This is a genomic window from Methylobacterium sp. DB0501 (assembly GCF_011043735.1).
GTDB classification, from domain to species: domain Bacteria; phylum Pseudomonadota; class Alphaproteobacteria; order Rhizobiales; family Beijerinckiaceae; genus Methylobacterium; species Methylobacterium alsaeris.
This window is the reverse complement of record NZ_JAAKGV010000005.1, coordinates 208,340-234,717: the sequence shown is the minus strand read 5'-3', so window position 1 is coordinate 234,717 and position 26,378 is coordinate 208,340. Positions and strand designations below refer to the sequence as shown.

At 71.8% G+C, this 26,378-nt stretch carries 24 protein-coding genes; 6 read left to right on the top strand and 18 right to left on the bottom strand.

What is annotated here, in order from left to right; genetic code table 11:
• Positions 1-352 precede the first annotated feature (352 nt).
• From G4G93_RS09890 to G4G93_RS09835, 12 genes are all read right to left on the bottom strand, one after another.
• A complete protein-coding gene (locus G4G93_RS09890) occupies positions 353-916 on the bottom strand; it encodes a histidine phosphatase family protein (protein ID WP_246736647.1) in 564 nt (187 codons plus the stop codon).
• A gap of 191 nt (positions 917-1,107) precedes the next feature.
• Positions 1,108-2,103 carry a hypothetical protein gene (locus tag G4G93_RS09885; protein WP_165083595.1) on the bottom strand — a complete coding sequence of 332 codons (996 nt, stop codon included), beginning with the start codon at positions 2,101-2,103 and terminating at the stop codon, positions 1,108-1,110.
• 217 nt (positions 2,104-2,320) lie between these two features.
• On the bottom strand, positions 2,321-3,109 hold the full coding sequence (locus tag G4G93_RS09880) for a crotonase/enoyl-CoA hydratase family protein (protein WP_165083593.1): 789 nt from the start codon (positions 3,107-3,109) through the stop codon (positions 2,321-2,323).
• 13 nt (positions 3,110-3,122) lie between these two features.
• Positions 3,123-4,274 (bottom strand): acyl-CoA dehydrogenase family protein, encoded by a 1,152-nt coding sequence (locus G4G93_RS09875; RefSeq protein ID WP_165083754.1) that lies wholly within the window; start codon positions 4,272-4,274, stop codon positions 3,123-3,125.
• A gap of 26 nt (positions 4,275-4,300) precedes the next feature.
• Complete coding sequence (locus tag G4G93_RS09870) at positions 4,301-5,389, bottom strand: acyl-CoA dehydrogenase family protein (protein WP_165083591.1); 1,089 nt, start codon at positions 5,387-5,389, stop codon at positions 4,301-4,303.
• 1 nt (position 5,390) lies between these two features.
• Positions 5,391-6,176, bottom strand: a complete 786-nt coding sequence (locus G4G93_RS09865) for an enoyl-CoA hydratase/isomerase family protein (RefSeq protein WP_165083589.1) — start codon at positions 6,174-6,176, stop codon at positions 5,391-5,393.
• Positions 6,173-7,045: a MaoC/PaaZ C-terminal domain-containing protein gene (locus tag G4G93_RS09860; protein ID WP_165083587.1), complete on the bottom strand. Its 873-nt coding sequence runs from the start codon at positions 7,043-7,045 to the stop codon at positions 6,173-6,175. The genes G4G93_RS09865 and G4G93_RS09860 overlap by 4 nt, the downstream gene beginning before the upstream one ends.
• A 21-nt stretch (positions 7,046-7,066) precedes the next feature.
• Entirely contained in the window at positions 7,067-8,071 is a 1,005-nt protein-coding gene (locus tag G4G93_RS09855) for a branched-chain amino acid ABC transporter permease (RefSeq protein WP_165083585.1), read from the bottom strand.
• The gene (locus G4G93_RS09850; protein ID WP_165083583.1) at positions 8,068-8,937 is read right to left on the bottom strand and encodes a branched-chain amino acid ABC transporter permease; all 870 of its coding nucleotides are present in this window, start codon (positions 8,935-8,937) and stop codon (positions 8,068-8,070) included. Before G4G93_RS09850 ends, G4G93_RS09855 begins: the two co-directional genes overlap by 4 nt.
• Complete coding sequence (locus G4G93_RS09845; protein WP_165083581.1) at positions 8,934-9,665, bottom strand: ABC transporter ATP-binding protein; 732 nt, start codon at positions 9,663-9,665, stop codon at positions 8,934-8,936. The genes G4G93_RS09850 and G4G93_RS09845 overlap by 4 nt, the downstream gene beginning before the upstream one ends.
• Entirely contained in the window at positions 9,662-10,444 is a 783-nt protein-coding gene (locus G4G93_RS09840; protein WP_246736645.1) for an ABC transporter ATP-binding protein, read from the bottom strand. Before G4G93_RS09840 ends, G4G93_RS09845 begins: the two co-directional genes overlap by 4 nt.
• On the bottom strand, positions 10,428-11,567 hold the full coding sequence (locus G4G93_RS09835; RefSeq protein WP_165083576.1) for an ABC transporter substrate-binding protein: 1,140 nt from the start codon (positions 11,565-11,567) through the stop codon (positions 10,428-10,430). Before G4G93_RS09835 ends, G4G93_RS09840 begins: the two co-directional genes overlap by 17 nt.
• A 122-nt stretch (positions 11,568-11,689) precedes the next feature.
• Here G4G93_RS09835 and G4G93_RS09830 point away from each other — a divergent pair, with 122 nt between their 5' ends.
• Complete coding sequence (locus tag G4G93_RS09830; RefSeq protein WP_165083574.1) at positions 11,690-12,766, top strand: SDR family oxidoreductase; 1,077 nt, start codon at positions 11,690-11,692, stop codon at positions 12,764-12,766.
• Positions 12,767-12,800: 34 nt separating this feature from the next.
• Here G4G93_RS09830 and G4G93_RS09825 read toward each other — a convergent pair whose 3' ends face one another.
• Complete coding sequence (locus G4G93_RS09825; RefSeq protein WP_206289659.1) at positions 12,801-14,084, bottom strand: CaiB/BaiF CoA-transferase family protein; 1,284 nt, start codon at positions 14,082-14,084, stop codon at positions 12,801-12,803.
• Positions 14,085-14,215: 131 nt separating this feature from the next.
• On the opposite strand from G4G93_RS09825, the gene G4G93_RS09820 reads away from it, so the two are divergent.
• Entirely contained in the window at positions 14,216-15,004 is a 789-nt protein-coding gene (locus tag G4G93_RS09820) for an IclR family transcriptional regulator C-terminal domain-containing protein (RefSeq protein WP_165083572.1), read from the top strand.
• A gap of 117 nt (positions 15,005-15,121) precedes the next feature.
• On the opposite strand, the gene G4G93_RS09815 is transcribed toward G4G93_RS09820, so the two are convergent.
• The 5 genes from G4G93_RS09815 to G4G93_RS09795 form a co-directional block, all read right to left on the bottom strand.
• Entirely contained in the window at positions 15,122-16,042 is a 921-nt protein-coding gene (locus G4G93_RS09815; protein ID WP_165083570.1) for an SMP-30/gluconolactonase/LRE family protein, read from the bottom strand.
• Between the two features lie 37 nt (positions 16,043-16,079).
• A complete protein-coding gene (locus tag G4G93_RS09810) occupies positions 16,080-16,958 on the bottom strand; it encodes a crotonase/enoyl-CoA hydratase family protein (protein WP_165083568.1) in 879 nt (292 codons plus the stop codon).
• On the bottom strand, positions 16,948-18,003 hold the full coding sequence (locus tag G4G93_RS09805; protein ID WP_165083566.1) for a phosphotransferase: 1,056 nt from the start codon (positions 18,001-18,003) through the stop codon (positions 16,948-16,950). The genes G4G93_RS09810 and G4G93_RS09805 overlap by 11 nt, the downstream gene beginning before the upstream one ends.
• Entirely contained in the window at positions 17,996-20,098 is a 2,103-nt protein-coding gene (locus tag G4G93_RS09800; protein ID WP_206289658.1) for an acetate--CoA ligase family protein, read from the bottom strand. The genes G4G93_RS09805 and G4G93_RS09800 overlap by 8 nt, the downstream gene beginning before the upstream one ends.
• 364 nt (positions 20,099-20,462) lie before the next feature.
• Positions 20,463-21,176, bottom strand: coding sequence for a TetR/AcrR family transcriptional regulator (locus G4G93_RS09795; protein ID WP_165083562.1), 714 nt, complete (start codon positions 21,174-21,176; stop codon positions 20,463-20,465).
• Between the two features lie 128 nt (positions 21,177-21,304).
• On the opposite strand from G4G93_RS09795, the gene G4G93_RS09790 reads away from it, so the two are divergent.
• From G4G93_RS09790 to G4G93_RS09775, 4 genes are all read left to right on the top strand, one after another.
• Positions 21,305-22,177, top strand: a complete 873-nt coding sequence (locus G4G93_RS09790; RefSeq protein ID WP_165083560.1) for a xanthine dehydrogenase family protein subunit M — start codon at positions 21,305-21,307, stop codon at positions 22,175-22,177.
• Positions 22,167-22,682, top strand: coding sequence for a (2Fe-2S)-binding protein (locus G4G93_RS09785; protein ID WP_165083558.1), 516 nt, complete (start codon positions 22,167-22,169; stop codon positions 22,680-22,682). Before G4G93_RS09790 ends, G4G93_RS09785 begins: the two co-directional genes overlap by 11 nt.
• On the top strand, positions 22,679-25,063 hold the full coding sequence (locus G4G93_RS09780) for a xanthine dehydrogenase family protein molybdopterin-binding subunit (RefSeq protein ID WP_165083556.1): 2,385 nt from the start codon (positions 22,679-22,681) through the stop codon (positions 25,061-25,063). The genes G4G93_RS09785 and G4G93_RS09780 overlap by 4 nt, the downstream gene beginning before the upstream one ends.
• Positions 25,064-25,141: 78 nt before the next feature.
• Positions 25,142-26,377: an ABC transporter substrate-binding protein gene (locus tag G4G93_RS09775; protein ID WP_165083554.1), complete on the top strand. Its 1,236-nt coding sequence runs from the start codon at positions 25,142-25,144 to the stop codon at positions 26,375-26,377.
• Position 26,378 lies beyond the last annotated feature (1 nt).

Below are 26,378 nucleotides of genomic sequence, written 5' to 3'. Positions count from 1 at the left end.
CTTGTAACCGCAGATTTTTATTGCAAAACCGGCAGCCGCCTGTGCAAGATCTGCTTGGAATATCGTGACGTTACCGGGGATGCGGCGCGATCCAAAACTCGGGCATCGTCCGTTCGCGACGCATTCGGATGATGCCCGTCGGGGCGACGATCGAATTGGCTAGAGCAGCGCCCGATCGCGATGCAATCGAGCGCTGCTCTAGATCTTCGATTTTGCCGCGTTTCTACGACGAACCAGTATCTGCCTCGTCGGAAAATGATCGAGGGTCAAAACCCGGTCAGCTTGACCGTGCGAACGGCGGCGTTCGAGACATGCAATGAGAACCCTGGCACTCTCCATTGTGGCCACGTGATCATGGCACGATGTCGCGCCAACCATGCTCCAGCATCCATGTCGCGCCGTCGAATGCGAAGAAACAGCCGCCCCCTGCTATCGGCTGACCATGGTCCCGTGAGATGGGCTCGCCCAGCAGGTCACACAGAAGCAGCGTGCCGACCCCTCCATGCGAAACGATGCACAGGTCACCGGCACCGTCGCCATGGGTGGCGATACAGTCCCGCACCGCTGCCTTGATACGCTCCTGCGCGTCCACCGCTCGCTCCCAACCTAAAACGCTCGTCTCCGGCTCGGCGAAGAATCGATCCACAATCTCCCAGAAGCGAGGCGGCGCAACGTAGCCGGTGGCCGAGCGGTCGTTCTCGCCGAGGCGCGAATTGGTCGTGACAGGACACCCACGTCGCGCGTGCAGCATATCGGCTCCGTCTCGCGCCTTGCGCTCATCGCTGACGAAGATACGGCCGATGCTCGTTGCCTCGGGTCGTGCGCAGAAGGCCGCCATGCGCTCACGACCTCGTGCCGAAAGCCCCCAGTCGGTCACCGGCACGGCCGGGTCGATCGTGACCTCGGGATGGGTCAAGAACAAAACTCTCATTCCGAGATCCACTCTTCCTAGGCGTCCAAGCCGACAGGCGGGAAACCACCCTCAAAGGCCCTTTGCACGGTCGAACTGATTGGGTGTCGACCTTAGGCGCGCGACAGGCCATCCGAAGATTCCGCCCGACGGCCTCGTGACTTGGGCGGGCGCCGAACGATGAGTGCGACCGTCGGTCAGAACTCCATGCCGAACTTGACCCGGACGTTGTGCCGCTCGAACTGGTTCAGCCCGAGGGCGCGGCCGATCAGGGACGGATCGGCGTCGCGGCCCCAGACCTGCCCCGCATAGGCGGCGGTCAGCCAGATCTTCTCGGTGAACCTGTGATGCAGCGCGGGGCCTACGGTGAGCGCGACGCTCTCCAGCTTGTTCAGGAAGGTTCCGTCGTAGCCGCGCAGGTAGCGGACTTCCGGACCGAAATAGGTGTTCTCCCCGACCCGCCCCACGAGCGCGTTCGACCACAGGAATGTCGAGGAGCGGTAGCCGGGACCGCCACCCCGCTGGCGACCGGCGGCGGGCTCGAAGCTGATGTTGCTGCCGTACCAGAGCTTGTCCGGGACCACCTGAACGTCGAGCTGGAGCAGGCTCTCGATGTCGAAGATGTCGGCGCCGTTGCCCTCCACCGGCAGGATGCGCGTGAAACGGGGGCGAACCTCCAGGGCGAGCCCAAGCGGCTGCTCCTTCGAGCCTTTGAGGAACTGGTACTTCACCTCCATGGAGACGCCGTCGAAGGTGCCGTAGGACTTGTCGTCCAGATCCAGGATGTTGCGCTGCCGCCGCAGCATGCCGAAGGCGCTGAGCTCGACGCTCAGCTTGTCGATGGGATTGAACTGGTAGGCGAACCGGGTGTCGAGCACGCGGAACGTCGATGAGCCGGGGCCGTCTCTGCGCTTGCCGATGCGCGTGACGGTATCGACCACCGCCTCCTGCTCCCCCTTCTCGCCGGCATCGGCGCCTTCCGTGAAGCCGAACAGGTGCTCGGTATCGACATCCTTCTCGCCGTTCCCCTTGCCGGACTTCTCCGCCTTGTCCTGGCCGCCCTCACGCGTGCCATCCCGGTGCGTCCCGGGCGTGCCGCCCGGCTGCGCCTGAACCGGCGCCGGACCCGAAAGGGCAAGCAGGGCGACCGCCGCGGCCGACTTGCGTCGGATGGGCTGGATGCTTCCGGTCATGATCGCGCGACGGCCTCAGGCGTGAAGTGGTTCGGACTCCCTGCTTAGAGACGATGCCGGCCGACCTGCCTGCTGTAAAAATGCAACTCCCACAAGAACTTCAGAATGCGGGGGATGAAGCGGCGGGGACATCGCCGGGGACTGCACGGCCCGGATCCGGCGACGCCTGCCGCTCACCCCCTGCCGCCCTTCGCACGGCACCGTTCGAGGTTGGTTCCTACCCCTTCGACGGCCGCGCCAGGGCCCGGGCCAGCGCCTCCCGGTGCTCCTCCGTCGTGTGGGCGATCGCCTGGGCCGTGGCGGAGAGCTGGAGCAGCGTCGGCAGGCTGGAGAAGCGGCCCTCGCGCAGGAGGCGCTTCGTCGCCCGCACCGCCTGGGGCGGGTTGACGGCGATGCGCTCGGCGAGCCGCCGGCTCGCCGCCGCCAATTCGCCCGCCGGCACCACCTGCGAGACCAGCCCGCAGGCCAGCGCCTCCGCGGCCGAGATCGCATCGCCGGTCAGCGCCATCTCGCAGGCCTTCGACCAGCCGACGATCCGCGGCAGGAGCCAGGCGCCGCCGTCGCCCGGGATGATGCCGATCTTGACGAAGCTCTCGGCGAAGCGCGCCGTGTCGGCGGCGATGCGCAGGTCGCACATGCAGGCGAGGTCCGTGCCCGCGCCGATCGCCGGGCCGTTGACGGCGGCGATCACCGGCACGTCGAGGGCCTCGAACGCGAGCGGGATCCGCTGGATTCCCTGCATGTAGTAGGCGATCGTGGCGCTCGGATCCCGGGCGCGCTCCTCCAGGGCGGTCTGCATCGCCCGCAGGTCGCCGCCCGACGAGAAGGCGCTGCCGGCTCCCGTCAGGATCGCGACCCGGACCGTCGGATCGGCGCCGATCCGGCCGAGGGACGCGACGAGGCCGTCGACCACGTCGCGCTCGGAGATCGGGTTGCGCGTCTCCGGCCGGTTGAGCGTCAGGGTGACGATGCCGCCATTCTGCTCGTAGAGCACCGCGTCGGTCATGGTTGTTCTCCGGTCATCTGAGCCCGAGGCCGCGGGCGATGATGCCGCGCAGGATCTCGCGGGTGCCGCCGCGCAGCGAGAAGGACGGCGCGTGCAGCGTCGTATAGGCGAGCACCTCCGCGAAGGCCCGGGCCTGCGGCGTCGGCGGCCCGTCGGCGACGAGGTCGCGGGCGATCTCGGGGATCGCCTGCTCGACCAGCGCGCCGAGATCCTTGACCATCGCGGCCTCGAGCGCCGGGTCGGCCCCGGCCTGGAGCAGGCCCGCGACCGAGCGCGACATGCGCCGGAGCGTGATGATCTCGGCCCCGAGGCGTCCGAGCGCGATCTCGGCCCGCGCATCGGCCGCCGGCCGGAGCACCCGCACCAGCTCGACGAGGAGCCGGAACGACGACAGGAAACGCTCCGGCCCGCTGCGCTCGTAGGCGAGCTCGCCGGTGACCTGGGCCCAGCCCTCGCCCTCGCGCCCGAGGAGCGCGTCCCCGGGCAAGCGGACGTCCTCGAATACCACCTCGTTGAAATGATGCTCGCCGACGAGGTTGCGCACCGGCCGGATGGTGATGCCCGGCAGCGTGAGGTCGACCAGGAACTGGCTCGTGCCGGCGTGGCGGTGCTCGCGGTCGAGCGGGCCGGTGCGGCAGAACAGGATCATGAGGTGGCAGTGGGTGGCGTTGGTGGTCCACAGCTTGGTGCCGTTGACCCGCCAGCCGTCCCCCTCGCGCTCCGCCCTGGTGCGGACCGAGGCGAGATCGGAGCCGGAATCGGGCTCGCTCATGCCGATGCAGAAGAAGCACTCGCCGGCGGCGATCCGCGGCAGGATCGCGGCCTTCTGCGCCTCGGTGCCGTAGCGCAGCAGGCTCGGGCCGCTCTGGCGCTCGGCGATCCAGTGCGCCCCGACCGGCGCGCCGGCCGCGAGCAGCTCTTCCAGAAGCACGTAGCGTTCGAGGCCCGAGCGCTCCTGCCCGCCATACCGTTTCGGCCAGGTGAGCCCGAGCCAGCCCCGTGCCCCGAGCTTGCGCGAGAAGGCGGGGTCGAGGCCGTTCCAGCTCTGAGCCCGGTCGAGTGCCGGGCGGTGCTCGACCTCGGCCGCCAGGAAGTCCCGGATCTCGGCCCGGAAGGCGTCCGCCGCGGGGGAGGGCGGCGGCGGCGGGAAGGCGAATTGAGACATGGTGAATTGGGACATCGACAGAACCCTCAGGCGGCCGTGATCGCCGGCCACAGCCCGTCCGGGCCGGCGGCGATCAGGTGGCGGCCGAGCACCTGCGCCCACTCGGCCTCGCGTCCGAACGCGTCGCGCCAGGCCCGGAGCCGGCCCGTATAGCGGTGGAGCCGGTGCTCCTGCGTGAACCCGATCGCACCGTGGACCTGGTGGGCGATGGCCGTGCCCTGGCCCGCCGCCTCGCCCGTGCGGACCTTGGCGGCGGCAACCGCCGGCAGCAGGCCCGGCCCCGATGCCCCCGCCCATGCCGCCACCGCCTCCGCCGCGAGGCCGGCGGCCACCGCCGCCGAGGCCGCCTGGCCGGCGAGCACGGCGAGGCTCTGCTGCACCGCCTGGAACTGGCCGATGGCGCGGCCGAACTGCCGGCGCTCGTTGGCATAGCCCACCGTCATGGCGCTGACGGCGTCGAGCGCGCCCGCCATCATCAGGGCGCGGGTGGCGGCGCCCGCCGCCCGCAACTCGGCCGCACCGAACGGCGCCGGGGCGCTCGGCGCCGGCACGGCCTCGACGCGCACGGCGTCGCACGGATCGCCGGCGATGTCTAAGCCGGGCTCGATCGCGAGCGCGTCCCGCGGCAGCGCGACGAGGACCGGCCCATCGGGGCCGTCGGCAAGGACGACGACCGCCCGGGCGTGGCGGCCGAACGAAACGCCCCAGGCCTGCCCGGTCGCGCGGCCGGCGGCATCGAGCCGGACCTCCGACCCCTGCGCCACGGCGAGCGGCCCGGGCGGAATCGCGATGCCGGCACGGGCCAGAGCGAGGCCGGCCAGCATCGTGTCGGCGAGCGGCAGCGGCAGGGCGTGGCGGCCAGCAACCGTCAGGAGCGACAGGGCGTCGGCGACCGGCACCCCGAACCCGCCGGCCGCCTCCGGCAGGATCGCGGCCGGCAGGCCGAGCTCGTCGAGGGCCGCCCACAGGTCCCCGGGCCACTCGCCCGCGGCTCCTCGAGCGCGGATCTGCGGGGTCAGGCGATCGGCGAGCAGGCGGTCGGCGGTCTCGCGCAGCATCGCGCCGGCATCGTCCGCCTGGGGGTCCGATCGGGCGTCGGCTTGGGAGTTTGTCATGTCAGCGTCCCTGGAAGGCGGGCCGGCGCTTCTCGAGGAAGGCGGTCTTGCCCTCGTGGTGGTCGGCGGTCTGGAACAGGGCGGCCTGGGCGCTGCGCTCCCAGTCGAGGACCTCGTCGATTCCGCGCGCCAGCCACTCCTTGGTCAGCGCGGTCGAGAGCGGCGCCAGCCCGTCATAGGCGCGGGCGAGCGCGAGCGCCCGGTCGAGGGCGCTCCCATCCGGTACGACCTCGTCCACGAGGCCGATAGCGAGGCCGTCCCGGGCGCCGACGGGGCTGGCCCGGAGCAGGATCTGGCGGGCGCGGCCGTGGCCGACCCGGGCCGGCAGGGTGTGGAGCAGGCCGGCATCGGCCACGAGCCCGACCTTCGGGAACGAGGCGACGAAGCGCGCGCCCTCGGCCGCCACGATCGTGTCGCACAGGAGGGCGACGCTGAAGCCGGCACCGGCGGCCCAGCCCTCGACGGCGGCGATGTAGGGCTTGCCCGACTTCACGATCGCCCGGACGATGGCGTGGAGCAGCCGGAACCGGTCGCGCCCGCCGGCGAGCCCGTCGGCCTGCATCGCCGTCAGGTCGCCGCCGGCGCTGAAGACCTGCGTCCCGCCGGTGACGACCACCGCCCGGATCGCGGTGTCGCGCTCGATGCGCTCGATCGCCTCGGCCAGCGCCACCCGGATCGCCGGGGTCAGCGCGTTGCGCTTCCCCGGCTCGTTGAGCGTCAGGACCGCGACCGCGCCGTCGCGGCGCTCCAGCAGCACGGCCTCGTCGGAAGGGTTCGTCCCGCTCATCGCGCCACTCCGTCCTCGGGCGCCGCGAACACCGCGCGCCCGTGATTGACGACCACCACGTCGCGCTCCGGCACCAGCGCCCGGAACGAGCCGTCCCGCCAGATCTCCACCCGGATCGTCTCGCCCGGATAGACCGGCGCGGAGAAGCGTAAGCCCAGTTCCCGGAAGCGGCCGGGCTCGTAATCCCCGAGCACCCGCAGGAGGGCGTGGCCGACGGTGCCGAGCGTGCAGAGCCCGTGCAGGATCGGGCGCGGGAACCCGGCCCGCGCCGCCACGGCCGGATCGGCGTGGAGCGGGTTGTCGTCGCCGTTGAGGCGGTAATAGAGTGCCTGCTCGGGCCGGGTCGGCATTGCGACCACGTGGTCGGGCGGGGTCTCGGGCAGGCGGTGCGGTTCCGCCACCGGACCGGAGGGCCCGCCGAAGCCGCCGTCGCCGCGCAGGAACGTGGTGCTCCGCGTCGTCGCGAGCAGCGTGCCGGATCCGTCCCGCACCTCCTTCTCCGAGTAGACGAGGGCGCCCCGTCCCTCACCCTTGTCGACGAGCCCGGTGATGCGGGTGGTGCCGACCACCTCGCCCTCGACCGGGAGCGGCCGGTGCAGGGCGATGCGCTGCTCGCCGTGGACGACCCGGACCGCATCGATGCCGGTCGCCGGATCGGCCATCCAGAAGCCCGGATGGGCGAGCACCACCGGCATCGTCGGCACCGCCTTGAGCGACCGGTGAGCGTCGACGAAGTCGAGCTGGCGGATGTCGAGCGGGTCCTGACCGAACCCGACCGAGAGCCCGTAGAGCACGCTGTCGCGCGGCGTGAGGCGCTGGCGCATCTCGGGGATGCGGTGGTTCATCAGCGAATCGTAGGTGAAGGGCATGGTGGAGCGTCCGTCGGGATGTCAGGCGTGGCGGGTGCTCGCGGCTCCGATCTCGCCCGTCGCGGTGCCGGTCGCCGCCGGCGCCGAGCGCCGCCGCGGCCACAGGCTCGCCAGGCCCCGCGGGCACAGGCAGAGCACGGCGACGAGGACCACTCCGAGCACCAGCTTGTCGCCGTAGGCGCCGAGCGAGGCGAAGCTCTTCTGGAACAGGAGCAGGGCCGTGCCGAGGAGTGGCCCGAGCAGGATGCGTCGACCGGCGAGGATCACCCCGGTCAGCATCAGGACGAGGAAGTAGGTGTCGAACAGGTCGGTGCCGACATAGGCGCGCTGGAACGCGTAGAGCCAGCCGGCCGCGGCGCTGATCACCGCCGAGAGCAAGAAGACCTGAAGACGGATGCGGTTGCCGTCGAGGCCGCACATCGTGGCGAGCCGCGGGTTCATGTGCACCATCAGCGCCGCCTGGCCGAGGCGCGAGCGCCGGAAGCGGTGGACGACGTAGAGGGTGACGAGCAGCAGCGCGTAGGCGAAGGGCCAGAATTCGGGGCTGCGCCCGGCCGTCAGCTCGACCGGGCCGACCGACAGGTCGAGGGGCGGGATGCCGACGATGCCGTCCGAGCCGCCGAGGAAGTCCCAGTTCGACGCCACGTTCATGCACACCACCGCCGCCGCGTAGGTGACGAGCGAGAAGGCGAATTCCCGCGTGCGCAGGGTGATCGCCCCGAGCACCAGGGCGAGGGCGAGGGCCGCCAGCACCGCGCCGGCGAGCGCCGTCCAGGCGCCGAACCCGTAGGTGACGGTCAGGATCGCCGCCGCATAGGCGCCGGTGGCGAAGAAGGCGGTGTGGACGAGGCTGATCTCGCCGAGATCCGACAGGATCACGTCGAGGCCGTAGGACATCGCGGCAAAGATCGCGATCGCCACGAGGGTATCGTAGACGAGCGTCGAGCCCCCGAGCAGCACCGGGAGGAGGAATCCTGCGGCGGCGAGCAGGGCCGCGAGGACGAGGCGGGCGAGGGGATGGGTCATCGGGCAAAGCTCCCCGAGGCCGCGAGCGCGCCGGGCCGCAGCACCATCGCGGCGATGAGGAGCGCGAAGACCGCCGCCGTGGTGTAGGCCGGCGAGACGAGGGCGCCGAACAAGGCGGTGAACAGGCCGATGCCGAGCCCGGCGACGTAGCTGCCGAGCACGCTGCCGATGCCGCCGAGCACCACGACCACGAAGGTCATCACCACCTGGTCGAAGCCCATCGAGGTCAGGATCGGCGTGCGCGGCGCGACGAGCGCCGCCGCGAAGGCGACCGCCGCGCCCTCGAAGGCGAAGATGCCCATGTAGATGCGCGAGACCCGCAGGCCCCCCAAAGCCGTCAGCCGCGGGTCCTCGGCCACCATCCGGACCGCGGCGCCGAGCCAGGAGCGGTGGAGCGCCAGGGAGAGGCCGGCGAAGACCAGGATCGTCGCAACCACCAGGATCGCGTCCTGCACGGTGAACCAGACCGGTCCGAGATGGACGCTCATCGCCTGGAACGGGCTCGCCAGGGTCTGGGGCTTCGGCCCGAAGGCGAGGCCGGCCGCACCCTCGAGCGCCTGGCCGAAGCCCAGCGTCACGATCATCAGGCTGACGAGGTCCTGCGAGAGCGTGAGCCGGAGGAACAGGCGCTGCATCACCGCGCCGAGGACGGCGCCGAGGAGAACCGCCGCCACGACCGCGGCCGGGTAGGGCAGGCCGGTCGCCGCCATGACCCACCAGGCCACGAAGGCGCCGATCATGTACATCTGGCCGTGGCCGAAATTCACGAGCCGCGCGGCGCCGAGGAGCAGCGTCCAGCCGACCGCGACGAGCGCGTAGGCGTGGCCGATGATGACGCCGTTGACGAGTTGCTGGGCGACGTTCATCCGTGACTCGCTCCGAGATAGGCCTCGACGATGCGCGGGTCGTTCCGCATCTCGGCCACCGGGCCGGCGGCGACCACGCGGCCGCGCTCCAGGAGGTGCAGCACGTCGGTGACCTCGGCCGCCGCGTGGACGTTCTGCTCGACGAGGAGCACCGTCAGCCCGCCCTCGACCAGTTCGCGGATGGTGGCGAGCAGCGCCGAGACGAGCCGCGGGGCGAGCCCGATCGAGGGCTCGTCGAGGAGGAGGAGTTTCGGGGCCATGCGCAGGGCCCGGCCGACCGCCAGCATCTGGCGCTCGCCGCCCGAGAGCGAACCGGCGAGGTTCGCCCGGCGCTCGCGCAGGCGCGGGAAGAGGGCGTAGACGTCGTCGACCGCGCAGGAGCGGCCGCCATGATGGCCGCCCGGCCGGGCCACCGCCTTCAGGTTCTCCTCGACGGAGAGGCCCAGGAACACGCCGCGCCCCTCCGGCACGAGCTGGACGCCGCGGCGCACGTGCTCCTCGGCCGAGAGGCCGGTCAGTTCCTCCCCGTCGAGCCGGACCGAGCCGGTGATCCGCGGCTCGGCCCGCGACCAGTTGGCGACCGCATTGATGAGCGTCGACTTGCCGGCGCCGTTGGCGCCGATCACCCCGGCGAGGGTGCCGGGCTCGACGACGAGACGCTCGACCGCGACCGCCTCGGCCTGGCCGTAGGCGACGTGCAAGCCGGCGATCTCGAGCCGCGCGCTCACGCCGCCCTCCCGAGATAGGCTTCCAGCACGCGCGGATCGGCCTGGATGGCGGCGGGCCGGCCCGCGGCGATCATCCGGCCGAGTTCGAGGACCACGACCTCGTCGGCGACGGCCATCACGAGGTCCATGTGATGCTCGATCAAGACCACGGCGAGGCCTGAGTCGCGCATGCGTTCGAGTACGTTGCGCAGCGCGATCATGTCGGGGCCGCCCAACCCCGCCGCCGGCTCGTCGAGGAGAACGACGCGGGCACCGGGGGCGGCGGCGAGCGCGATCGAGAGCATGCGCTGCGTGCCGTAGGAGAGTTCGCCCGGCAGCCGCCCGTGGGCGCTCTCGGGCACGTGGTAGGCGAGGAGGTGGGCCCGCGCCTCCGCGTCGATCGCGCGCCGGCGGCGCGCCTCGATCCAGGGCACGAACACCGATTGCGCGAGCGGGCTCGGGCGGCTCTCCATCAGGGCCGCCGCCATGTTCTCCGCGACCGTCATGCCGCCGAAGAACGCGTTCTGCTGGAAGGTGCGGCGCAGGCCCGACCGCGCCAGGGCGTGAGCCGGCCTGCCCGTCACGTCCGCCCCGTCGAGCCGGATGGTGCCGCCATGCGACACCATGTTGGTGGCGGCCATGAAGCAGGTGCTCTTGCCCGCCCCGTTCGGCCCGATGATGCCGAGGATCCGCCCGGCGGCGACGGACCACGACATCTCCGTCAACGCCTGGAACCCGCCGAAGCGGACCGACAGGTCGCGGACTTCGAGGACCGGCGGAGGCTCAGCTCTCGACGACAATCTTGCCATCCTTGACCGTGAACACGAAGTGCCGGTGCTGCATCTGGCCGTTGGGCTCGAAGCGGACGGTGCCGAAGATCGTGCCGGGGATCTCCTGGCCGCGGATCGCGCCCGCGACCGCCTTGCGGTCGAGGCTGCCGGCCTTCTCCACCGCCTTGGCCCAGACCTGGAGCGAGGCGGCGCCGAGCGCCATGAACTTGTCGGGCTCGGTCTTGAACTGCTTCTGCATCTGCGCGACGAAGCGCTTGTTCTCGGGGTTGCTGGCGAAGGGCTCGGTCTGCGGAAAGTAGATGTCGGCGCTGTGCAGCCCGTTCGCCGCCTTGCCGGTGGTCTCGATCACGCTCGGGCCGACGGTGCCGACGGTGCAGATCACCGGCGCGCCGACCTGCCCTTGCGCGTATTGCTGCAGGAAGGCCGGCAGCCCGGCGCCCTCGTTGGCGTTGATGCTGATGACGTAATCGGGTTTCGCGTCCCGGATGCTGGTGACCTCGACCCGGAAGTCGGTCTGCGGGAACGGAAACTTCAGCGTCTGGGCGATGGTGTAGTCGAGGTTAGCCTTCTTGAACTCCGCCTCGATGCCCTGCTGGGCGCCGTTGCCGTAGGCGTCGTTCTCGGTGACGAAGACGATGCGCGCCGTCTTCGTTTTACTGCCGAGATACCGGGCGATGATGGCCGCGTCCTGCACGTTGGCGCTGTTGAGGCGGATCGCCAGGGGGTTCGAGGCGCTGGCCAGGATCGCGTCGGCCTTCGAGATCATCGTGATGTCGAGGATGCCGGCCCGCGCCAGGACCGACTGCATCGCGAGCGTCACCGGGCTGTTCCAGCCCTCCAGCACCACCGCGACGCCGGCCGCCGCCAGCTCGTTCGCCTTGGCGACGCCGATCGCCGGGGTGCTCTCGTCGTCGCGCACCAGGATCTCGACCGGCCGGCCGAGCACGCCGCCGCCCTCGTTGATGAGCGCCGCCATGCCCTGCACCGCGTGGGTGACGTCCTGCCCCTGCCGGCCGGCACCGCCGCTGAGCGGGATGATGAGCCCGACCTTGATCGGCTCCGCCGCCCGCGCGAGGGCCGGCACGAGCGGGGCCGCGGCGAGCCCGGCCAGAACGCTGCGTCTCGATGGCACGTCCGCTCCTCCCACATTTGAGCAAATCTATTTTGGCATTATTTGCTCGTTTTGCTAGTCATAGCATTGTCTTTATGTGTCGTCTATCTGTATATCGTGGCATTCGCAACGCGGAGGGCGCGATGAACCGAAAAGGAACTGTGCTGGTAGCCGGTGCCGGCGGGCTGGTCGGACGGGCGGTGATCGATCATTACTTGGGCGCGGGCTGGGAGGTGATCGCCCTGTCGCGTCGCCCGCCCGAGCCGGCGACGGGCGCGGCGCATCTGGCGGTCGATCTCCAGGACGCCGCGCAAACCCGGGCGCGGCTGTCGGAGGTCCGCAGCCTCACGCACGTCGTCTACGCGGCGCTCTACGAGAAGCCGGACCTGACCGGCGGCTGGCTCGACGACGACCAGATCGCCACCAACCGGGCGATGCTGGCCAACCTCCTCGACGCGGTGGAGCCGCAGAATCCGGGGCTTTGCCACGTCGCCCTGCTCCAGGGCGCCAAGGCCTACGGGGTCCATCTCGGCCAGATCCCGGTCCCGGCCCGCGAGAGCGCGCCCCGCCACATCCACCCGAACTTCTACTGGGCGCAGGAGGACTTTCTGGCGGAGCGACAGGCCGGACAAGCCTGGAACTGGACGATCTTTCGGCCGCAGGTGGTGTTCGGCTTCGCGGAGGGCAGCGCCATGAACATGATCGCGGCGGCGGGCGCCTACGCGGCGATCAGCCGGGAACTCGGCCTGCCGCTCGTCTATCCGGGCACCGGCACCCGCGTCACCGAGGCGACGGATGCCCGCCTGCTCGCCCGCGCCATCGCCTGGGCGGGGCGCAGCGAGGCTGCCGCGAACCAGACCTTCAACGTCACCAACGGCGACGTCCTCACCTGGGAGAACCTGTGGCCGGTGATCGCCCGGGCCTTCCGCATGGAGGTCGGGTTGCCGCATCCGATGCCGCTGTCGCGCATCATGCCGGGCCGGGCCGCCACCTGGCAGGCAATCGTCGCCCGCCACGGCCTGAGGCCCCTGTCCCTCGACCGGCTGGTCGGCGCCTCCTGGCAATTCGCCGATTTCGCCTTCTCGCGCACCCACTCGACCGCGTCGCTGCTCAGCACGATCAAGATCCGGCAGGCGGGGTTCAGCGAGTGCATCGACACCGAGGCGTCCCTGGCCTGGTGGCTGGCGGATCTGCAGGAGCGGCGGGTGCTGCCGGCCTGAGCGCACCGGTGGGGGCTCGCGGCGGGGGAGGGGATCAGCGTCCGTCACGGATCACCCCCTTCTCCCGCAAGCTCGCCCGCTCCGCCTCGTCCACTCCAAGCGAAGCCAGCACCTCGGCGGTGGCCTCGCCCAGCGTCTGGGGGGCGATGCGGTAGGTGGCGGGCGTGCGCGACAGCCGGCCCGGATAGCCGATCACCGTGACCGGCGTGCCGTCGCTGCGCTCCATCCGCTTGAGCAGGCCGCGGGCCGCGACCTGCGGGTCGGCGAGGATCTGGTCGATGCGGTTGATCGGCCCGCCCGGCACGCCCCCCGCCTCCATGGCGGCGAAGAAGTCGGCGGAGGTCCATTGCCGGATCGCGGCGCCCAACGTCGCCTCCAGCTCCTTGCGGTCGCGCAGGCGCCCGACATTGTCGGAGAAGCGCGGGTCGGCGGCGAGTTCGGGGAGGTTCAGGAGCCCGCACAGGCTGCGGAACTGTCCGTCATTGCCGCAGGCGACCAGCACGTGGCCGTCCGCCGTCTGGAACTCGCGGTAGGGCACCACGTTCGGGTGCGAATTGCCGAGCCGGCCGGGAATCTGCCCGCCGACGATGTGGTTCATGCCCTGGTTGACCAGCACCGCGACCTGGCTGTCGAGGAGGGCGCAGTCGATGTGCTGGCCCTCGCTGGTGGCGGTGCGGTGGTGGAGGGCGGCGAGGATCGAGGTCGCGGCGTAGAGGCCGGTGAACAGGTCGCTCACCGGCAGCCCGACCTTGATCGGGCCGGCGCCCGGCTCGTCGTCCGGCCGGCCGGTGACGCTCATCAGGCCGCTCATGCCCTGGATCAGGAAGTCGTAGCCCCCCCGCGAGGCGTAGGGCCCGGTCTGACCGAAGCCGGTCACCGAGCAGTAGATCAGGCCCGGATTGGCGGCCGAGAGCGACGCATAGTCGAGGCCGTAGCGGGCGAGCGCCCCGGTCTTGAAGTTCTCGACCAGGATGTCGGCCCGCTCGGCCAGGCGACGCACGAGCGCCGCGCCCTCCGGCGTGCCGAAATCGATCGCGACGCTGCGCTTGTTGCGGTTGGCGCAGAGATAATAGGCGGCGTCGGACGGACCGTCCGGCCCCTGCATGAAGGGCGGTCCCCAGAGGCGGGTGTCGTCGCCGGTCTCCGGCCGCTCGATCTTCCAGATCTCGGCGCCGAGATCGCCGAGAACCTGCGACGCCCAGGGTCCTGCGAGCACGCGGGAGAGGTCGAGGACCGTCAGCCCGTGCAGCGGGCCCTTCGGCTCCTGCGCCTTCGGCGCCGGTCCGGCCGCCGCACCTGCCTGCTCCGCGCCCGCCAATGCCACGCTCCTCCCGCTGACGATCTGTTATATTTCATTAGTTGAAATGATCGTTCAAAACAGTGTAGACGGATCGGTGGCGGATGCAACGGCGCCGTCGTGTCCCGCCGCATCGATCGCGAGATGTCCTGATGCCGTCCTTCGAGCCCGTCACGGCGGCCCTGCGGGTGCTGGAGGTCCTGGCCGCGCTCAACCGCCTCAAGGAGGCGGGCGTCGGCGACCTCTTTCGCGAGACCGGGCTCAACCGCCCGACCATCGTCAGGATGCTGGAGACGCTGATCCATGCCGGGCTGGTGGCACGCCATCCCGCACGGCCGGTCTACGTCGTCACCGGGCGCACGCTCGAACTCAGCAGCGGCTACCGGAAGCACGAGGAGATGGCATTCGCCGCCGCCCCGATCCTGGCGCGGCTGCACGCGGCCCTGCAATGGCCCTCCGATGTCTCGGTCTTCGACGGCGACGCGATGGTGGTGGCGCGCACCAGCCGCAGCGAGGGCGTGCTGCACTTCAACCGCCGGCCCGGCTACCGGGCGCCGCTGCTCGGCACCTCGCTGGGCCTGGCGTTCCTGGCCTTCTGCGACCCGGAGACCCGCGCCCGGGCGCTGGCGGCGCTCGCCGGCTCGGACGATCCGTGGAACGCCGTCATCGGCGATCCCGCTTCGCTCGAGCGGCGGCTCGCGCGCGTGCGGGACAACGGCTATGCCGGCATGAACGAGGATTACTCGCGCACCTCCTATAACGGCGTCGCCTCGGCGATCGGCGTGCCGGTGCTGATCGGCGGGGTCGCGGTCGGAAGCCTCAACCTGATGTACCTGCGCAACTCGCTCACCGAGGCCGAGGTGGTCGCCCGCTTCGTCGCGCCGCTGCGGGCGGCGGCGGCCGAGATCGCGGATGCGCTCACGGCGATGCGGGGCGGGTGATGCTCGGTTCTCCCGACCGAGGTCAAACCCTCAGGGTCATCCCGGGGCTGCGAAAGCGGAACCCGGGCTGACGCCGAGGGTGTGAAATCCTGCGGATTCTCCAAAGGGCCGTGCAGCTCACGGCGCGAAGTTGAGCCTCAAGCCCGGCCGCCGCCACGGCACCCGCACCAGTTGCCCGGTGCCCGACAGCGTCACGTAGGCTTTCCGTAAATCCGGCCCACCGAAACAGAGGTTGGTGGTGTAGACGTCCGGCATCGAAATACTCTCCACCAGATCCCCCTCCGGCGAGATCACGGTGATCGCCCCGGTCATCAGGGTCGCCACGCAGATGTTGCCGGAGGCCTCGACCGCGAGGCTGTCGTAGCGCTCGTAGCCCGCCTGGTTGAACAGGAAGCGGCCGCCATGCGGCGACGGGAAGGGGCGGCGCCGGATCCGGCCCGGCTCGGCGAGGTCGAACCCCCAGAGCCGCCCGCCCTCGGTCTCGGCGACGTAGAGGACCGTCTCGTCCGGCGAGAGCCCGATGCCGTTCGGGGTCAGGATCGGGTGCACCACCTCGGTGATGAACGAGCCGTCGGCCTTGGCGTAGTAGACGCTGCCCTGGTCGCGGTCGCGGTGGCGCGCCTTGCCGAGATCGGTGAAGTAGAAGCCGCCCGCGCGGTCGAAGACGATGTCGTTGGGCCCTTTCAGCCGCGTGTCGCCGCATCGGTCGTAGAGCACCGTGCAGGCGCCGGTGCGCGGATCGACCCGCTCGATCCGGCCGCCGGAATAGTCGTCCGGGGTGCCGACGGGCCGGATCATCCCCGGCTCCTCGTGCCAGGCGAAGCCCCCGTTGTTGCAGACGTAGAGCATCCCGTCCGGCCCGAGCGCGAGGCCGTTCGGCCCGCCGCCCGGTTCGGCGATGACCGAGACCGTCCCGTCGAGGGCGACCCGCGAGACCGTCCCGCGGGCGATCTCGACGAGGGCGATGGTCCCGTCCGCCAGGACGACCGGCCCCTCGGGGAAGCGCAGGCCCGTCGCCAGCACGGTGATGTCGGTCATCTCGGTTCCTCCCATCGGTCTTGGCCGCGCGGTCCGTTCAACCCTCGCGGTAGGGACGCTCGCGCCACCACGGATAGGCTTCGGGCATGTCGGCCGAGACCCGTCCCGAGAAGGCCGGCGCCCGCTTCTCGAAGAACGAGGTCACGCCCTCCTTGACGTCGGGGCTGCGGCCGCGCTCGGCCAGCAGCCGGCTCTCGATCCGGTGCGCCTCCATCGGGTGGTCGGCCCCGAGCATCCGCCACAGCATCTGCCGGGCGAGCGCGACCGAGACCGGCGCGGCGGCCTCCGCGATCTCGCGCGCCAGCGCACGGGCGGCCGGCAGGAGGTCCTCGGGGGCGTGCAGGCTGCGCACGAGGCCGCTCGCCAGCGCCTCCTCGGCCGGGATCAGCCGACCGGTCGCGACCCATTCCATCGCCCGCTGCATGCCCACCGCGCGGGGCAGGAACCACGACGAGCACGCCTCCGGCACGAGCCCGCGCCGGGTGAACGGGAAGGCGAAGCGCGCGCTCGTCGCGGCGAGACGGATATCCATCGGCAGCAGCATCGTGGCGCCGACCCCGACCGCCGCCCCGTTCACCGCCGCGATGACGGGCTTCGTGCTCTCGAACAGGCGCAACGCCAGCCGCCCGCCCGAATCGCGCAGGGCCTCCTCGTCGGCGGCCGCCTCGGCCCGGCCGGCGACGTCGAAGCGGGAGGCGCCGGCCGACATGTCGGCGCCGGCGCAGAATCCGCGGCCGTGTCCGGTCACGATCACGGCCCGCACGGCGTCGTCCCGGTCGGCCCGGTCGAGGCAGGCGACCATGCCTTCCCGCATGGTCGCCGTGAAGGCGTTCAGCTTGTCCGGCCGGTTGAGGGTGATCGTCAGGATTCCGTCGTCGAGGTCGGACAGGATTTCGGGGCTCGTGTCAGCGGCCATGGGCGATCTCCTCCCCGCGGCGGGCGAGCCGGCGGAATTTCTCGCCCGCGACGTCGACGGCCCGGGCGTCGGAGGCGTTGCCGTCGAGGGCGCGGCGATAGACGCCGGCGACGATCGCCGCCCAGCGAAACAGCGAGAACACCACGAAGACGTCGAGATCGGCCGGCACCGGGCGCCCGGCCGCCGCGGCGTAGGCGGCGACGAACTCCGCCTCGGCCGGGAGACCGGCCACGTCGCGCCCGACGAGCCCCTGCTCGGCGGGCGTCGTGCGCCAGGGCAGCAGGCAATAGGCGAGGTCGGCGAGCGGATGGCCCAGCGTCGAGAGCTCCCAGTCGAGGACCGCGATCACCCGCGGCTCCGCCGGGTGCAGCATCAGGTTGCCGAGGCGGTAATCGCCGTGGACGATGGCGGTCTCGTCGGGGATGTCGGCGTGGGCCTCGAGCCAGGCGATCAGCCGGTCCATCGCCGGCTCCGGCGCGAGGGCGGCGGCCCGGTACTGCTTCGTCCAGCGCGCGACCTGGCGCCCGACATAATGGCCGGGGCGGCCGTAATCGCCGAGACCCACGCCGGCGGGGTCGAGGCGGTGCAGGCGCCCGAGCACCCGCGCCGCGTCGAGGAAGGCCGCCCGGCGGTGGTCGGGATCGACGCCCGGCATGTCGCGCTCGGCGAAGACCCGGCCTTCGAGGTAGTCCATCACGTAGAACGGGGTGCCGACGACGCTCGAATCGTCGCAATAGAGCCGGACCCGGGGGACCGGCACGTCGGTGCGGCTCAGCGCGCCGAGCACCCGGTACTCGCGGTCCACCGCATGGGCGGAGGGCAGGAGCGCCCCGCCGGGCTTCTTGCGCAGCACGTAGGCCGCGACGGGCGTGGCGAGGTGGAAGGTCGGGTTGGACTGCCCGCCCTGGAACTGGCGCACCGTGAGCCCGTCCGCCACGCCCGGCAGCAGCGGGGCGAGGTAGCGCCTCAACGCCGCCTCGTCGAAACGGTGGTTCGGCAGCACCGGGACCAGGGCCGGTCCGCCGGTCGCGGGCGCCTCAGCCATGTCGGGGCAGGCTCCCCTTCACGATCAGCGCATCGGCGGCGACGATCCGGTCGCCGGCGCAGATGAGCGGGTTGATCTCCATCTCGGCGATGGCCCCGCCCGCATCCGCCGCGAGTTCGGAGAAGCGGGACACGATCTCGGCGAGCCGCCCGACATCCACCGCCGGCGCACCGCGAAAGCCGTCGAGCAGGGCCGCCCCCTTCAGGCCGCGCACCATCGCCTCGGCCTCCGCGCGGCCGACCGGTGCGAGGGAGAGCGCGGTGTCGCGCAGGATTTCCACCAGGATGCCGCCGAGCCCGACGACGACGAGCGGGCCGAATTGCGGGTCGTGCCGGGCGCCGACCATGACCTCGACGCCTCGCGGGATCATCGGCTGGACGACGACGCCCCGGAAATCCGCCCGGGGCGCGTGGGCCTCGACCGCCGCCAGGATCTCCGCATGGGCGCGCTCGACCTCGGCCGCGCTCCCGAGGCCGAGCTTGACCAGCCCCGCCTCGGTCTTGTGCAGGATGTCCGGGCTCTCGCCCTTGAGCACCACGGGGAATCCGATCGCCTCCGCCGCCGCGCGGGCCTCCGCCGCGGACCCGACCAATCGGTCCTCGACGACCGGGATGCCGTAGAGGGCGATCACGCCCTTCGCCTCCCGCTCGGTCAGCGTGGACCCGGCCGTCTGCCCGATGAGCGCCGCCAGCCGGTCCCGGGCGGCCGGGTCCGAGATCCGGCCCTCGTCGCTTCGGCCGGCCTGCCGCAGGGCGGCCCGCCGGTGCCAGGCCTTGATCGCGGCAAAGCAGCGGTCCATCGAATGGAACAGCGCGAGATGCGGATCGCTCTCGGTCTCGCGCGCACCCGGGCCCCCGAGCCATTCCGGCGCCCAGACGTTGCAGACGATCTTGGCGTGAGCCGCCGCGGCCCGGCTGAACACCGGCAGCCGGGCCGTGGCCGACTCGTAGGCGTAGGCGTGCGAGGTCACCATGATGCCGTAGAGCGGATCGGCCAGCAGCGCCCCGGCGCAGGCCGCGAGGCTGTCGGCCGAGCCGATGACCTGGGCGGTCACGTCGCACGGGTTGCGGGTCGAGCCGTATTCCGGCACCTGCGCCGCGAGCACGGCGGCCGCCTCGGGGCCGGGCTGCGGCAGGCAGACGCCGTGCGCCTCCGCCTTGTCGGCGGCGATGATGGTCGCGCCGCCGGAGGTCGCGATCACGGCGACGCCCTTCGCCCGCGGGGCGCCGGCCTTGGCGAAGAAGGCCGCCGCTTCGACCAGCGCCTCGAGCGTGTCGACCTGGATCACGCCGGCGCGGGCGAGGCCGGCGGCATAGGCCGCGTCGGATCCGGCGAGCGAGCCCGTATGCGAGAGAGCCGCCCGGGCGCCCTCCTGGCCGGTGGCGATCTTGTAGAGGACGAGCGGCTTGTCGGCCTCCCAGGCAAGCGCCGCGGCCCGGAGCATCCGGCCCGGATCGGCCATGCCCTCGAACAGGCAGGCGATCGCCCGGCACTGCGGATCCTGCGCCAGGTAGGCGACGTGGTCGGCGACGTCGACGTCGCAGGAATTGCCGGCGGTGAGGACGTGGCTGACCGAGACGCCGCGCTCGATCCCCTGCGCCAGGGAGAAGCCGAGGGAGCCCGACTGGCTCACGATCCCGATCGCGTGCGGCCGGAGCGGCCGGCGCTCGGGCATGGCCGAGAAGGTGAGGCCGGCCCCTCGCGCGTAGTTGACGAGGCCGATCGTGTTCGGCCCGACGAGGCGCATGTCCGCGCCCCGCGCGATCTCCACGAGGCGCTGCTGGAGCGCGGCGTGCTCCGGCTTGCCGGTCTCCGCGAACCCGGCCGCGAGCACCAGGACGGCGCCGACGCCCCGCGCCGCGCAGTCGCGCACGACCGGCTCGACCGCCTCGCGCGGGGTCGCGATCACGACGCAATCCGGGATCTCGGGCAGGGCCGCGAGGTCCGGGTAGCACGGCCGGCCGGCGATCTCGGCATGCCGGGCGTTGATCGGGTAGAGGCGGCCGTCGAAGGTCCGCAGGTTGGCGACCGTGCGGCTGCCGAAGGCGTTCGGCCGCTCGGACACGCCGACGACGGCAACGCTCTCCGGCGCCACGAGCCGCCTCATCTCCGCCCGCGAATAGGGCGCGCGCCGCGCGCTCTCGGGCCGCGTCATCGGAGGGCGGCCGGTCGGGGCGGAGCGGAGCCGGGGCGGCGCCAGCCCTGCCGCAGCCTCGGGGGCCGGCAGGCCGTGCAGGTCCGCCCGTCGCCGGGGCGGCGCACGCGTGCAGGCGTTTCCTTCATGTCTATTTCATTCTGTGAAATACTCTTTCATTGATCTTCGATGATGTGAGAGCCTCTGTAAAGGCGCGGCGGGTCGGAATCCGCTGTGGCGGCGGGTCCGGGCGGGCCGGAACCCGGGGAGGGCCGGATTCATTCCGGCCGGCCCGTTCGCCGGCCTCGGGCCGGGCACCGCCCGTTCACCCGCCGCCCGGCTCCGACGGTCTCGCCCGGGTCACCACCCGGCGATGGGTCGCGAGCAGGCCCGGCAGGGCGGCGTCCAGCATCGCGGCGCGCACGGCGTCGCGGTCGGCGGTGCCGTCCATCCCGTAGACCCGCGAGCGCAGGCCCACATAGACCAGGGCGCCGTGGATGCCGAAGAGCAGCTCGAACTCCTCCGCTGCGAGGGGCTGGGCCTGCGGGTCCGGCAGGTGCGATTCCGCCCGCATGTCGGCCAGGAGCGGCGCGAAGATGCGCTCGCGCACCATGCCGAGATAGCGGCTCGGGAGGTCGAAGCCCTTGAGCCCGGCCGAGACGAAGATCCGCAGCCAGGCATAGTCGTCGATCGTGCGCTGGTAATCGATCTCGAAGCGCCGGAACCGCTCCAGGCAGGGCAGGGCGGTGTCGCGCACCGTCTCCTCCCAGTCGGGCTTCCAGCGCCGGAGATAGACCTCCTGGTAGATGCGCTCGATCAGCGCCGCCTTGGTGGGGAAGTAACGGAACAGGAGCGGCTGGGTGATGCCGAGGCGGCGGGCGAGCTCGCGGGTATGCCCGTCGAGGCCGACCTCGGCGAAGTAGGCGATCGCCCCCTCGACGATCTGGCGCTCGCGGCTCTCCGCCGTCAGCCGCCGCCCGGTCGGGGTGCCGCCCGTCCCGTCCCCCGCCTTGCGGCCCTCGGGCCTGCTTGACGCCATCGCGGTTTGGCCTTCTATTGAGCGAACGATCAATAATGGCTTCCAGCCTGTCCCATCGGGGCGGTCATGAGCAAGCCCACCTTGGGCAAGTCCTCCGTGGGCAAGCCCGTCCGGAGGAGGACCCGCGCGTGAAGGCGCCCGACTTCGCCTATGCCCGCCCCGCCTCGCTCGACGCGGCCCTGGCGCTGCTCGCCGAGCACGGCGAGGAGGCGGCCCCCCTCGCGGGCGGCCAGAGCCTCGTCACGGCGCTGAACATGCGGCTCGCCGCGCCCCGCCTGCTCGTCGACCTGAACGCGATTCCCGGTCTCGCCGGCGTCTCGGAGGAGGGCAGCATCGTGCGGATCGGCGCCATGACGCGCCACCGGGACGTCGGCACCGCGGCGATCGTGCGCGAGCGCCTGCCGCTCTTCGCCGCGGCCCTGCCCCACATCGCCCATCCGGCGATCCGCAACCGCGGCACGATCGGCGGCTCGGTGGCGCTGGCCGACCCCGCCACCGAATGGCCCGCCTGCTGCCTTGCTGCCGGCGCCACCATCGTGGTCCTCGGGCGCGAGGGCGAGCGGCGCATCGCGGCCGGGGACTTCTTCCTCGGCCTCTACGCGACGGCGTTGCGGCCCGGCGAGATCGTCACCGCGATCGAGGTGCCGGTGCCGGGCCAGGACGCGGTCTGGGGCTTCGACGAACTGGCGCGGCGCCACGGCGACTACGCCCTCGTCGGGCTCGCCGCGACCGGGCGGCGGGCCGGCGGAGGTCTCGCCGACCTGCGCCTCGCCTTCTTCGGCGTCGCCGACCGGCCGGTCCTGGCGCGGGACGCCGCCGCGGCGGTCGAGGCCGGCGACATCGCGGGGGCGCAGGCCGCGCTCGCCGGCGAGCTCGACCCGCCGGACGATCCCGCCACCAGGGCCGCGACGCGGCTGCACCTCGCCCGCGTCCTCCTCGGCCGCGTGGCCGGCCGGCTGCGCGGGGATACCGTGACGGAGGGAGGCCGCAATGGCGTCTGAGAACCCGGACCGCGAGCACGCGGTCGCCTTCACCCTCAACGGCGAGGCCGTGCGCGCCCGGGTGCCGGCGAGGATGCATCTCGGCGACCTCCTGCGGGGCACCTTCGGCCTGACCGGAGTGCATCTCGGCTGCGAGCACGGCGTCTGCGGCGCATGCACGATCCTGGTCGACGGGCGGGCGGTGCGCGCCTGCCTGATGCTCGGTGTCCAGGCCGACGGCGCCGTGATCGAGACCGTCGAGGGACTGACCGAGAGCGGGCTCATCCGCGACCTGCAGGACGCCTTCCATGCCCGCAACGCCCTGCAATGCGGCTACTGCACGCCCGGGATGCTGGTGACCGCCGCCGAGCTTCTGGCCGACGAGGCCGCCGCATCCTCGCGCGAGGAGATCCGCGCGGCGATCTCCGGCAATTACTGCCGCTGCACCGGCTACCACGCCATCGTGGACGCCATCGCGACGACGGCGGAGGCCCGCCGCGATGCCCGCCGGGAGGCCGTTGAATGAGCACCGACGCGACCGGCCTCACCTTCCTCGACCGGCCGAACAGCTATATCGGCCGCTCGGTCCCGCGGCCGAACGCCCGGCGCCTGCTGGAGGGCCGCGGCGTCTACGTCGACGACGTGGCGATGGCCCGCCTCGCCCACGTCGCCTTCCTGCGCAGCCCGCATGCCCATGCCCGCATCCTGTCGGTCGGCACGCAGGCCGCCCGGGCGATGCCGGGGGTGATCGCGGTCGTGACCGGGGCGGAGCTGGCGCAGGTCTGCACCCCCTGGATCGGGGTGCTCGGCCACTTCAAGGGCCTGCGCTCGGCGCCCCAGCACGCCCTGGCGATCGACCGGGCGACCTGGGTCGGGGAGCCGCTCTGCGCGGTCGTCGCCCACAGCCGCGCCGAGGCCGAGGATGCGCTGGCCCTGGTCGAGGTCGAGTTCGAGCCGCTCCCCGCCGTGGTCGAGATGGAAACGGCCCTCGATCCCGGGACGCCGGCGATCCACCCCGAACTCGGCGACAACCTCGCCTTCGAGCGCGTCCTCGACGTCGGCGAGGTCGATGCGACGTTCCGCGACGCGGAGGTCGTCGTCGAGGAGACGTTTCACTTCGGCCGCCATACCGGCGTGTGCCTGGAGCCCCGGGCGATCCTGGCCGACTGGGCCCCGGCGGACGGGATGCTCACCGTCCACCACTCGTTCCAGGCGCCGCACATGATGCAGGACATCCTGTGCAAGCACCTCTCCTTACCCGAGGGGGCGGTGCGGGTGATCTGCCGGGATGTCGGCGGCTCGTTCGGGATCAAGGTCCACATCTATCCCGACGAGATGGCGACCTGCGCGCTGGCGCTGATGCTCAAGCGCCCGGTCAAGTTCGTCGCCGACCGGCTCGAGAGCTTCCAGAGCGACATCCACGCCCGCGACCACCGGGTCACCGCCCGCATGGCCTTCTCCGCCGAGGGCGACATCCTGGCGATCGACATGGACGACCTGACGGGCATCGGGCCCTATTCGGTCTATCCGCGCACCAGCGCGGTCGAGGCCAACCAGGTCGTCAACCTGACCGGCGGTCCCTACCGCCACCGACATTACCGCGCCCGGGCCCGGGTGGTGCTCCAGAACAAGGCGCCGACCTGCCAGTACCGGGCGGTGGGCCACCCGATCGCCACCATGGTGGCCGAGGGGCTGGTCGATCTCGGCGCCGCCCGGCTCGGGCTCGATCCGCTCAGCGTTCGCGAGCGCAACGTCATCCCGGACGACGCCTATCCGTGCGCCGGGGTGTCGGGCATCAGGCTCGAGAAGCTGTCGCACCAGGCGGCCCTCGCCAAGCTGAAGGCGATGATGGGCTACGAGCACCTGCGGGCCGAGCAGGCGGCCTTGCGCCGGCAGGGCATCCACCGCGGCATCGGGCTCGCCGCCTTCATCGAGATCACCAACCCGTCGGCGGCCTTCTACGGGGTCGGGGGGGCGCGCATCTCCTCGCAGGACGGCTGCACCCTCCGGCTCGACCCGCAGGGCGGCGTGGTCGCCGCGGTGAGCGTGACCGAGCAGGGCCAGGGCACCGAGGGCATCATCGCCCAGATCGTCGCCACCGCCACGGGCGTGCCGATGGACAAGGTGCGGGTCGTCTCCGGCGACACCCAGACGACCCCCTATGGCGGCGGCACCTGGGCCTCGCGCGGGGCCGGCATCGGCGGCGAGGCCGCCTGGCAGGCCGGCAAGGCCCTGCGCGGGAACGTCGTGTCGGTGGCGGGCGCGATCCTGCAGGCCGACCCGGGAAGCCTCGACGTCCGCGACGGCGCCGTGGTCGATGCCGCGACGGGGGCCGAGCGCATGACCCTCGCGGAGCTCGGCCGCATCGTCTACTTCCGGCCCGACACCCTGCCGCCGGGCGTGCAGCCGGAATTCGTCGCGACCCGGCACTACGTGCCGAAGGACTACCCCTTCGCCTTCACCAACGGCGTCCAGGCCTCCTACGTCGAGGTCGACATGCAGACCGGGTTCGTGCGGCTCCTCAAGCATTGGTGCGTCGAGGATTGCGGCACCGTGCTCAACCCGCTCCTCGTCGACGAGCAGATCCGCGGCGGCATCGTCCAGGGGATCGGCGGGGCGCTGTTCGAGCACTGCCTCTACGACGCGGACGGCCAGCTCCAGAACGGCTCGATGGCCGATTACCTCGTGCCGATGGCCTGCGAGATGCCCGACATCGCGGTCGCCCACGTCGTCTCGGCGACGGCCTCCTCGGAGATCGGCGCCAAGGGCGCGGGCGAGGCCGGCACCGCCGGCGCGCCAGCGGCGGTGGTCAACGCCATCAACGACGCGCTCCGGCCCTTCGGGGCCCGGGTCGCGCGCCAGCCGGTGACGCCCGAGGTGGTGCTGGAGGCCCTGGGCCTGATCTGAACGACACCCGGGAACCGGTCCGCCCCAACGAGACCGGTCCCGGCGAGGACGACGCCACTTCCGCGGAGGGACGACAGGATGACGACGGGCTTCGACAGGCGCCGGCTGCTTCAGGGCAGCGCCGCCGCATCCGCACTGGCGCTCGCCGCCCCGGCCCTCGTGCGCTCCGCCGCCGCGCAGGGGGGCCCGATCAAGATCGGCTTCCCGGTGCCGCTGACCGGCGCCTTCGGGGCCGAGGCGAACGACCAGGTCCGCGCCGCCCAGCTCGCCGTCAGGGAGTTCAACGAGGCCGGCGGCTTCCAGGGCCGCCAGGCCGAGCTGCTGGTGCGCGACGACAAGATCAATCCCGGCGAGGCCGCCAGCCGGACCCTCGAGCTGATCGAGAAGGACAAGGTCAACTTCCTCGTCGGCGGCCTCTCGGCGGCGGTGACGCTCTCGATCAACAACGTCGCCCGCGAGCGCGGGGTCATCTACAACTCGATCAGCCAGTCGGACGCGATCAACGAGGCCAAGGATTTCGGCCGCTTCACCTTCCACGAGGCGTTGAACCCGCACATGACGGCGGGCGCGGTCGGCCGCTACGTCTTCCCGAAGAGCGGCAAGCGGGTCGCTTTCCTGAGCGCCGACTACGCCTACGGCCACGAGATGATGCGCGGCTTCAAGCGCGCCGGCGAGGCCTCGGGCATCGAGGTCGTGGCCGATATCCGCCACCCGATCGGCGCCTCGGACTACTCGGCCTTCCTACCCCGGATCGCCGCGCTCAAGCCCGACGTGCTCTGCCTGTGCAACTTCGGCCGCGATCAGGTGGTGTCGATCCAGCAGGCGACCGAGTTCGGCCTGAAGCGCAACACCAAGCTCGTGGCGCCGGTCCTCCTCTTCACCTCGCGCAAGGCCGGCGGCGAGGCCTTCGACGGCGTGATCGGCGGGACCTCGTATTACTGGCGCCTGGAGGACACCGTGCCGAGTGCCAAGGCATTCAACGACAAGTTCCGCGCCGCCTATAACGGCGCCGTACCCTCCGATTACGGCGCGCTCGGCTATGCCGGCGTCCGCTCGGTGCTGGAGGGCGTGAAGGCAGCCGGATCGGTCGAGACCGACAGGGTCGTCGCCGCGATGGAAGGGCTCAAGGCCGATTTCTACAAGGGGCCGCAGAGCTTCCGGAAATGCGACCACCAGCTGGTCCAGTCCGTGCTGATCGTCGAATCGAAGTCGAAGGGCATGAAGACCCCCGACGACGTCTTCACGATCCTCGGCACCGAGGGGCCCGACGAGCGCTTCCTGCGCGGCTGCGACGAACTCGGCCACAAGGCATGAG

Coding starts and splice junctions, on each gene's coding strand:
- G4G93_RS09885 (WP_165083595.1), bottom strand. CDS start 2,103: ATGACCGGAAGCATCCAGCCCATCCGACGCAAGTCGGCCGCGGCGGTC.
- G4G93_RS09880 (WP_165083593.1), bottom strand. CDS start 3,109: ATGACCGACGCGGTGCTCTACGAGCAGAATGGCGGCATCGTCACCCTG.
- G4G93_RS09875 (WP_165083754.1), bottom strand. CDS start 4,274: ATGTCTCAATTCGCCTTCCCGCCGCCGCCGCCCTCCCCCGCGGCGGAC.
- G4G93_RS09870 (WP_165083591.1), bottom strand. CDS start 5,389: ATGACAAACTCCCAAGCCGACGCCCGATCGGACCCCCAGGCGGACGAT.
- G4G93_RS09865 (WP_165083589.1), bottom strand. CDS start 6,176: ATGAGCGGGACGAACCCTTCCGACGAGGCCGTGCTGCTGGAGCGCCGC.
- G4G93_RS09860 (WP_165083587.1), bottom strand. CDS start 7,045: ATGCCCTTCACCTACGATTCGCTGATGAACCACCGCATCCCCGAGATG.
- G4G93_RS09855 (WP_165083585.1), bottom strand. CDS start 8,071: ATGACCCATCCCCTCGCCCGCCTCGTCCTCGCGGCCCTGCTCGCCGCC.
- G4G93_RS09850 (WP_165083583.1), bottom strand. CDS start 8,937: ATGAACGTCGCCCAGCAACTCGTCAACGGCGTCATCATCGGCCACGCC.
- G4G93_RS09830 (WP_165083574.1), top strand. CDS start 11,690: ATGAACCGAAAAGGAACTGTGCTGGTAGCCGGTGCCGGCGGGCTGGTC.
- G4G93_RS09820 (WP_165083572.1), top strand. CDS start 14,216: ATGCCGTCCTTCGAGCCCGTCACGGCGGCCCTGCGGGTGCTGGAGGTC.
- G4G93_RS09815 (WP_165083570.1), bottom strand. CDS start 16,042: ATGACCGACATCACCGTGCTGGCGACGGGCCTGCGCTTCCCCGAGGGG.
- G4G93_RS09810 (WP_165083568.1), bottom strand. CDS start 16,958: ATGGCCGCTGACACGAGCCCCGAAATCCTGTCCGACCTCGACGACGGA.
- G4G93_RS09805 (WP_165083566.1), bottom strand. CDS start 18,003: ATGGCTGAGGCGCCCGCGACCGGCGGACCGGCCCTGGTCCCGGTGCTG.
- G4G93_RS09795 (WP_165083562.1), bottom strand. CDS start 21,176: ATGGCGTCAAGCAGGCCCGAGGGCCGCAAGGCGGGGGACGGGACGGGC.
- G4G93_RS09785 (WP_165083558.1), top strand. CDS start 22,167: ATGGCGTCTGAGAACCCGGACCGCGAGCACGCGGTCGCCTTCACCCTC.
- G4G93_RS09780 (WP_165083556.1), top strand. CDS start 22,679: ATGAGCACCGACGCGACCGGCCTCACCTTCCTCGACCGGCCGAACAGC.
- G4G93_RS09775 (WP_165083554.1), top strand. CDS start 25,142: ATGACGACGGGCTTCGACAGGCGCCGGCTGCTTCAGGGCAGCGCCGCC.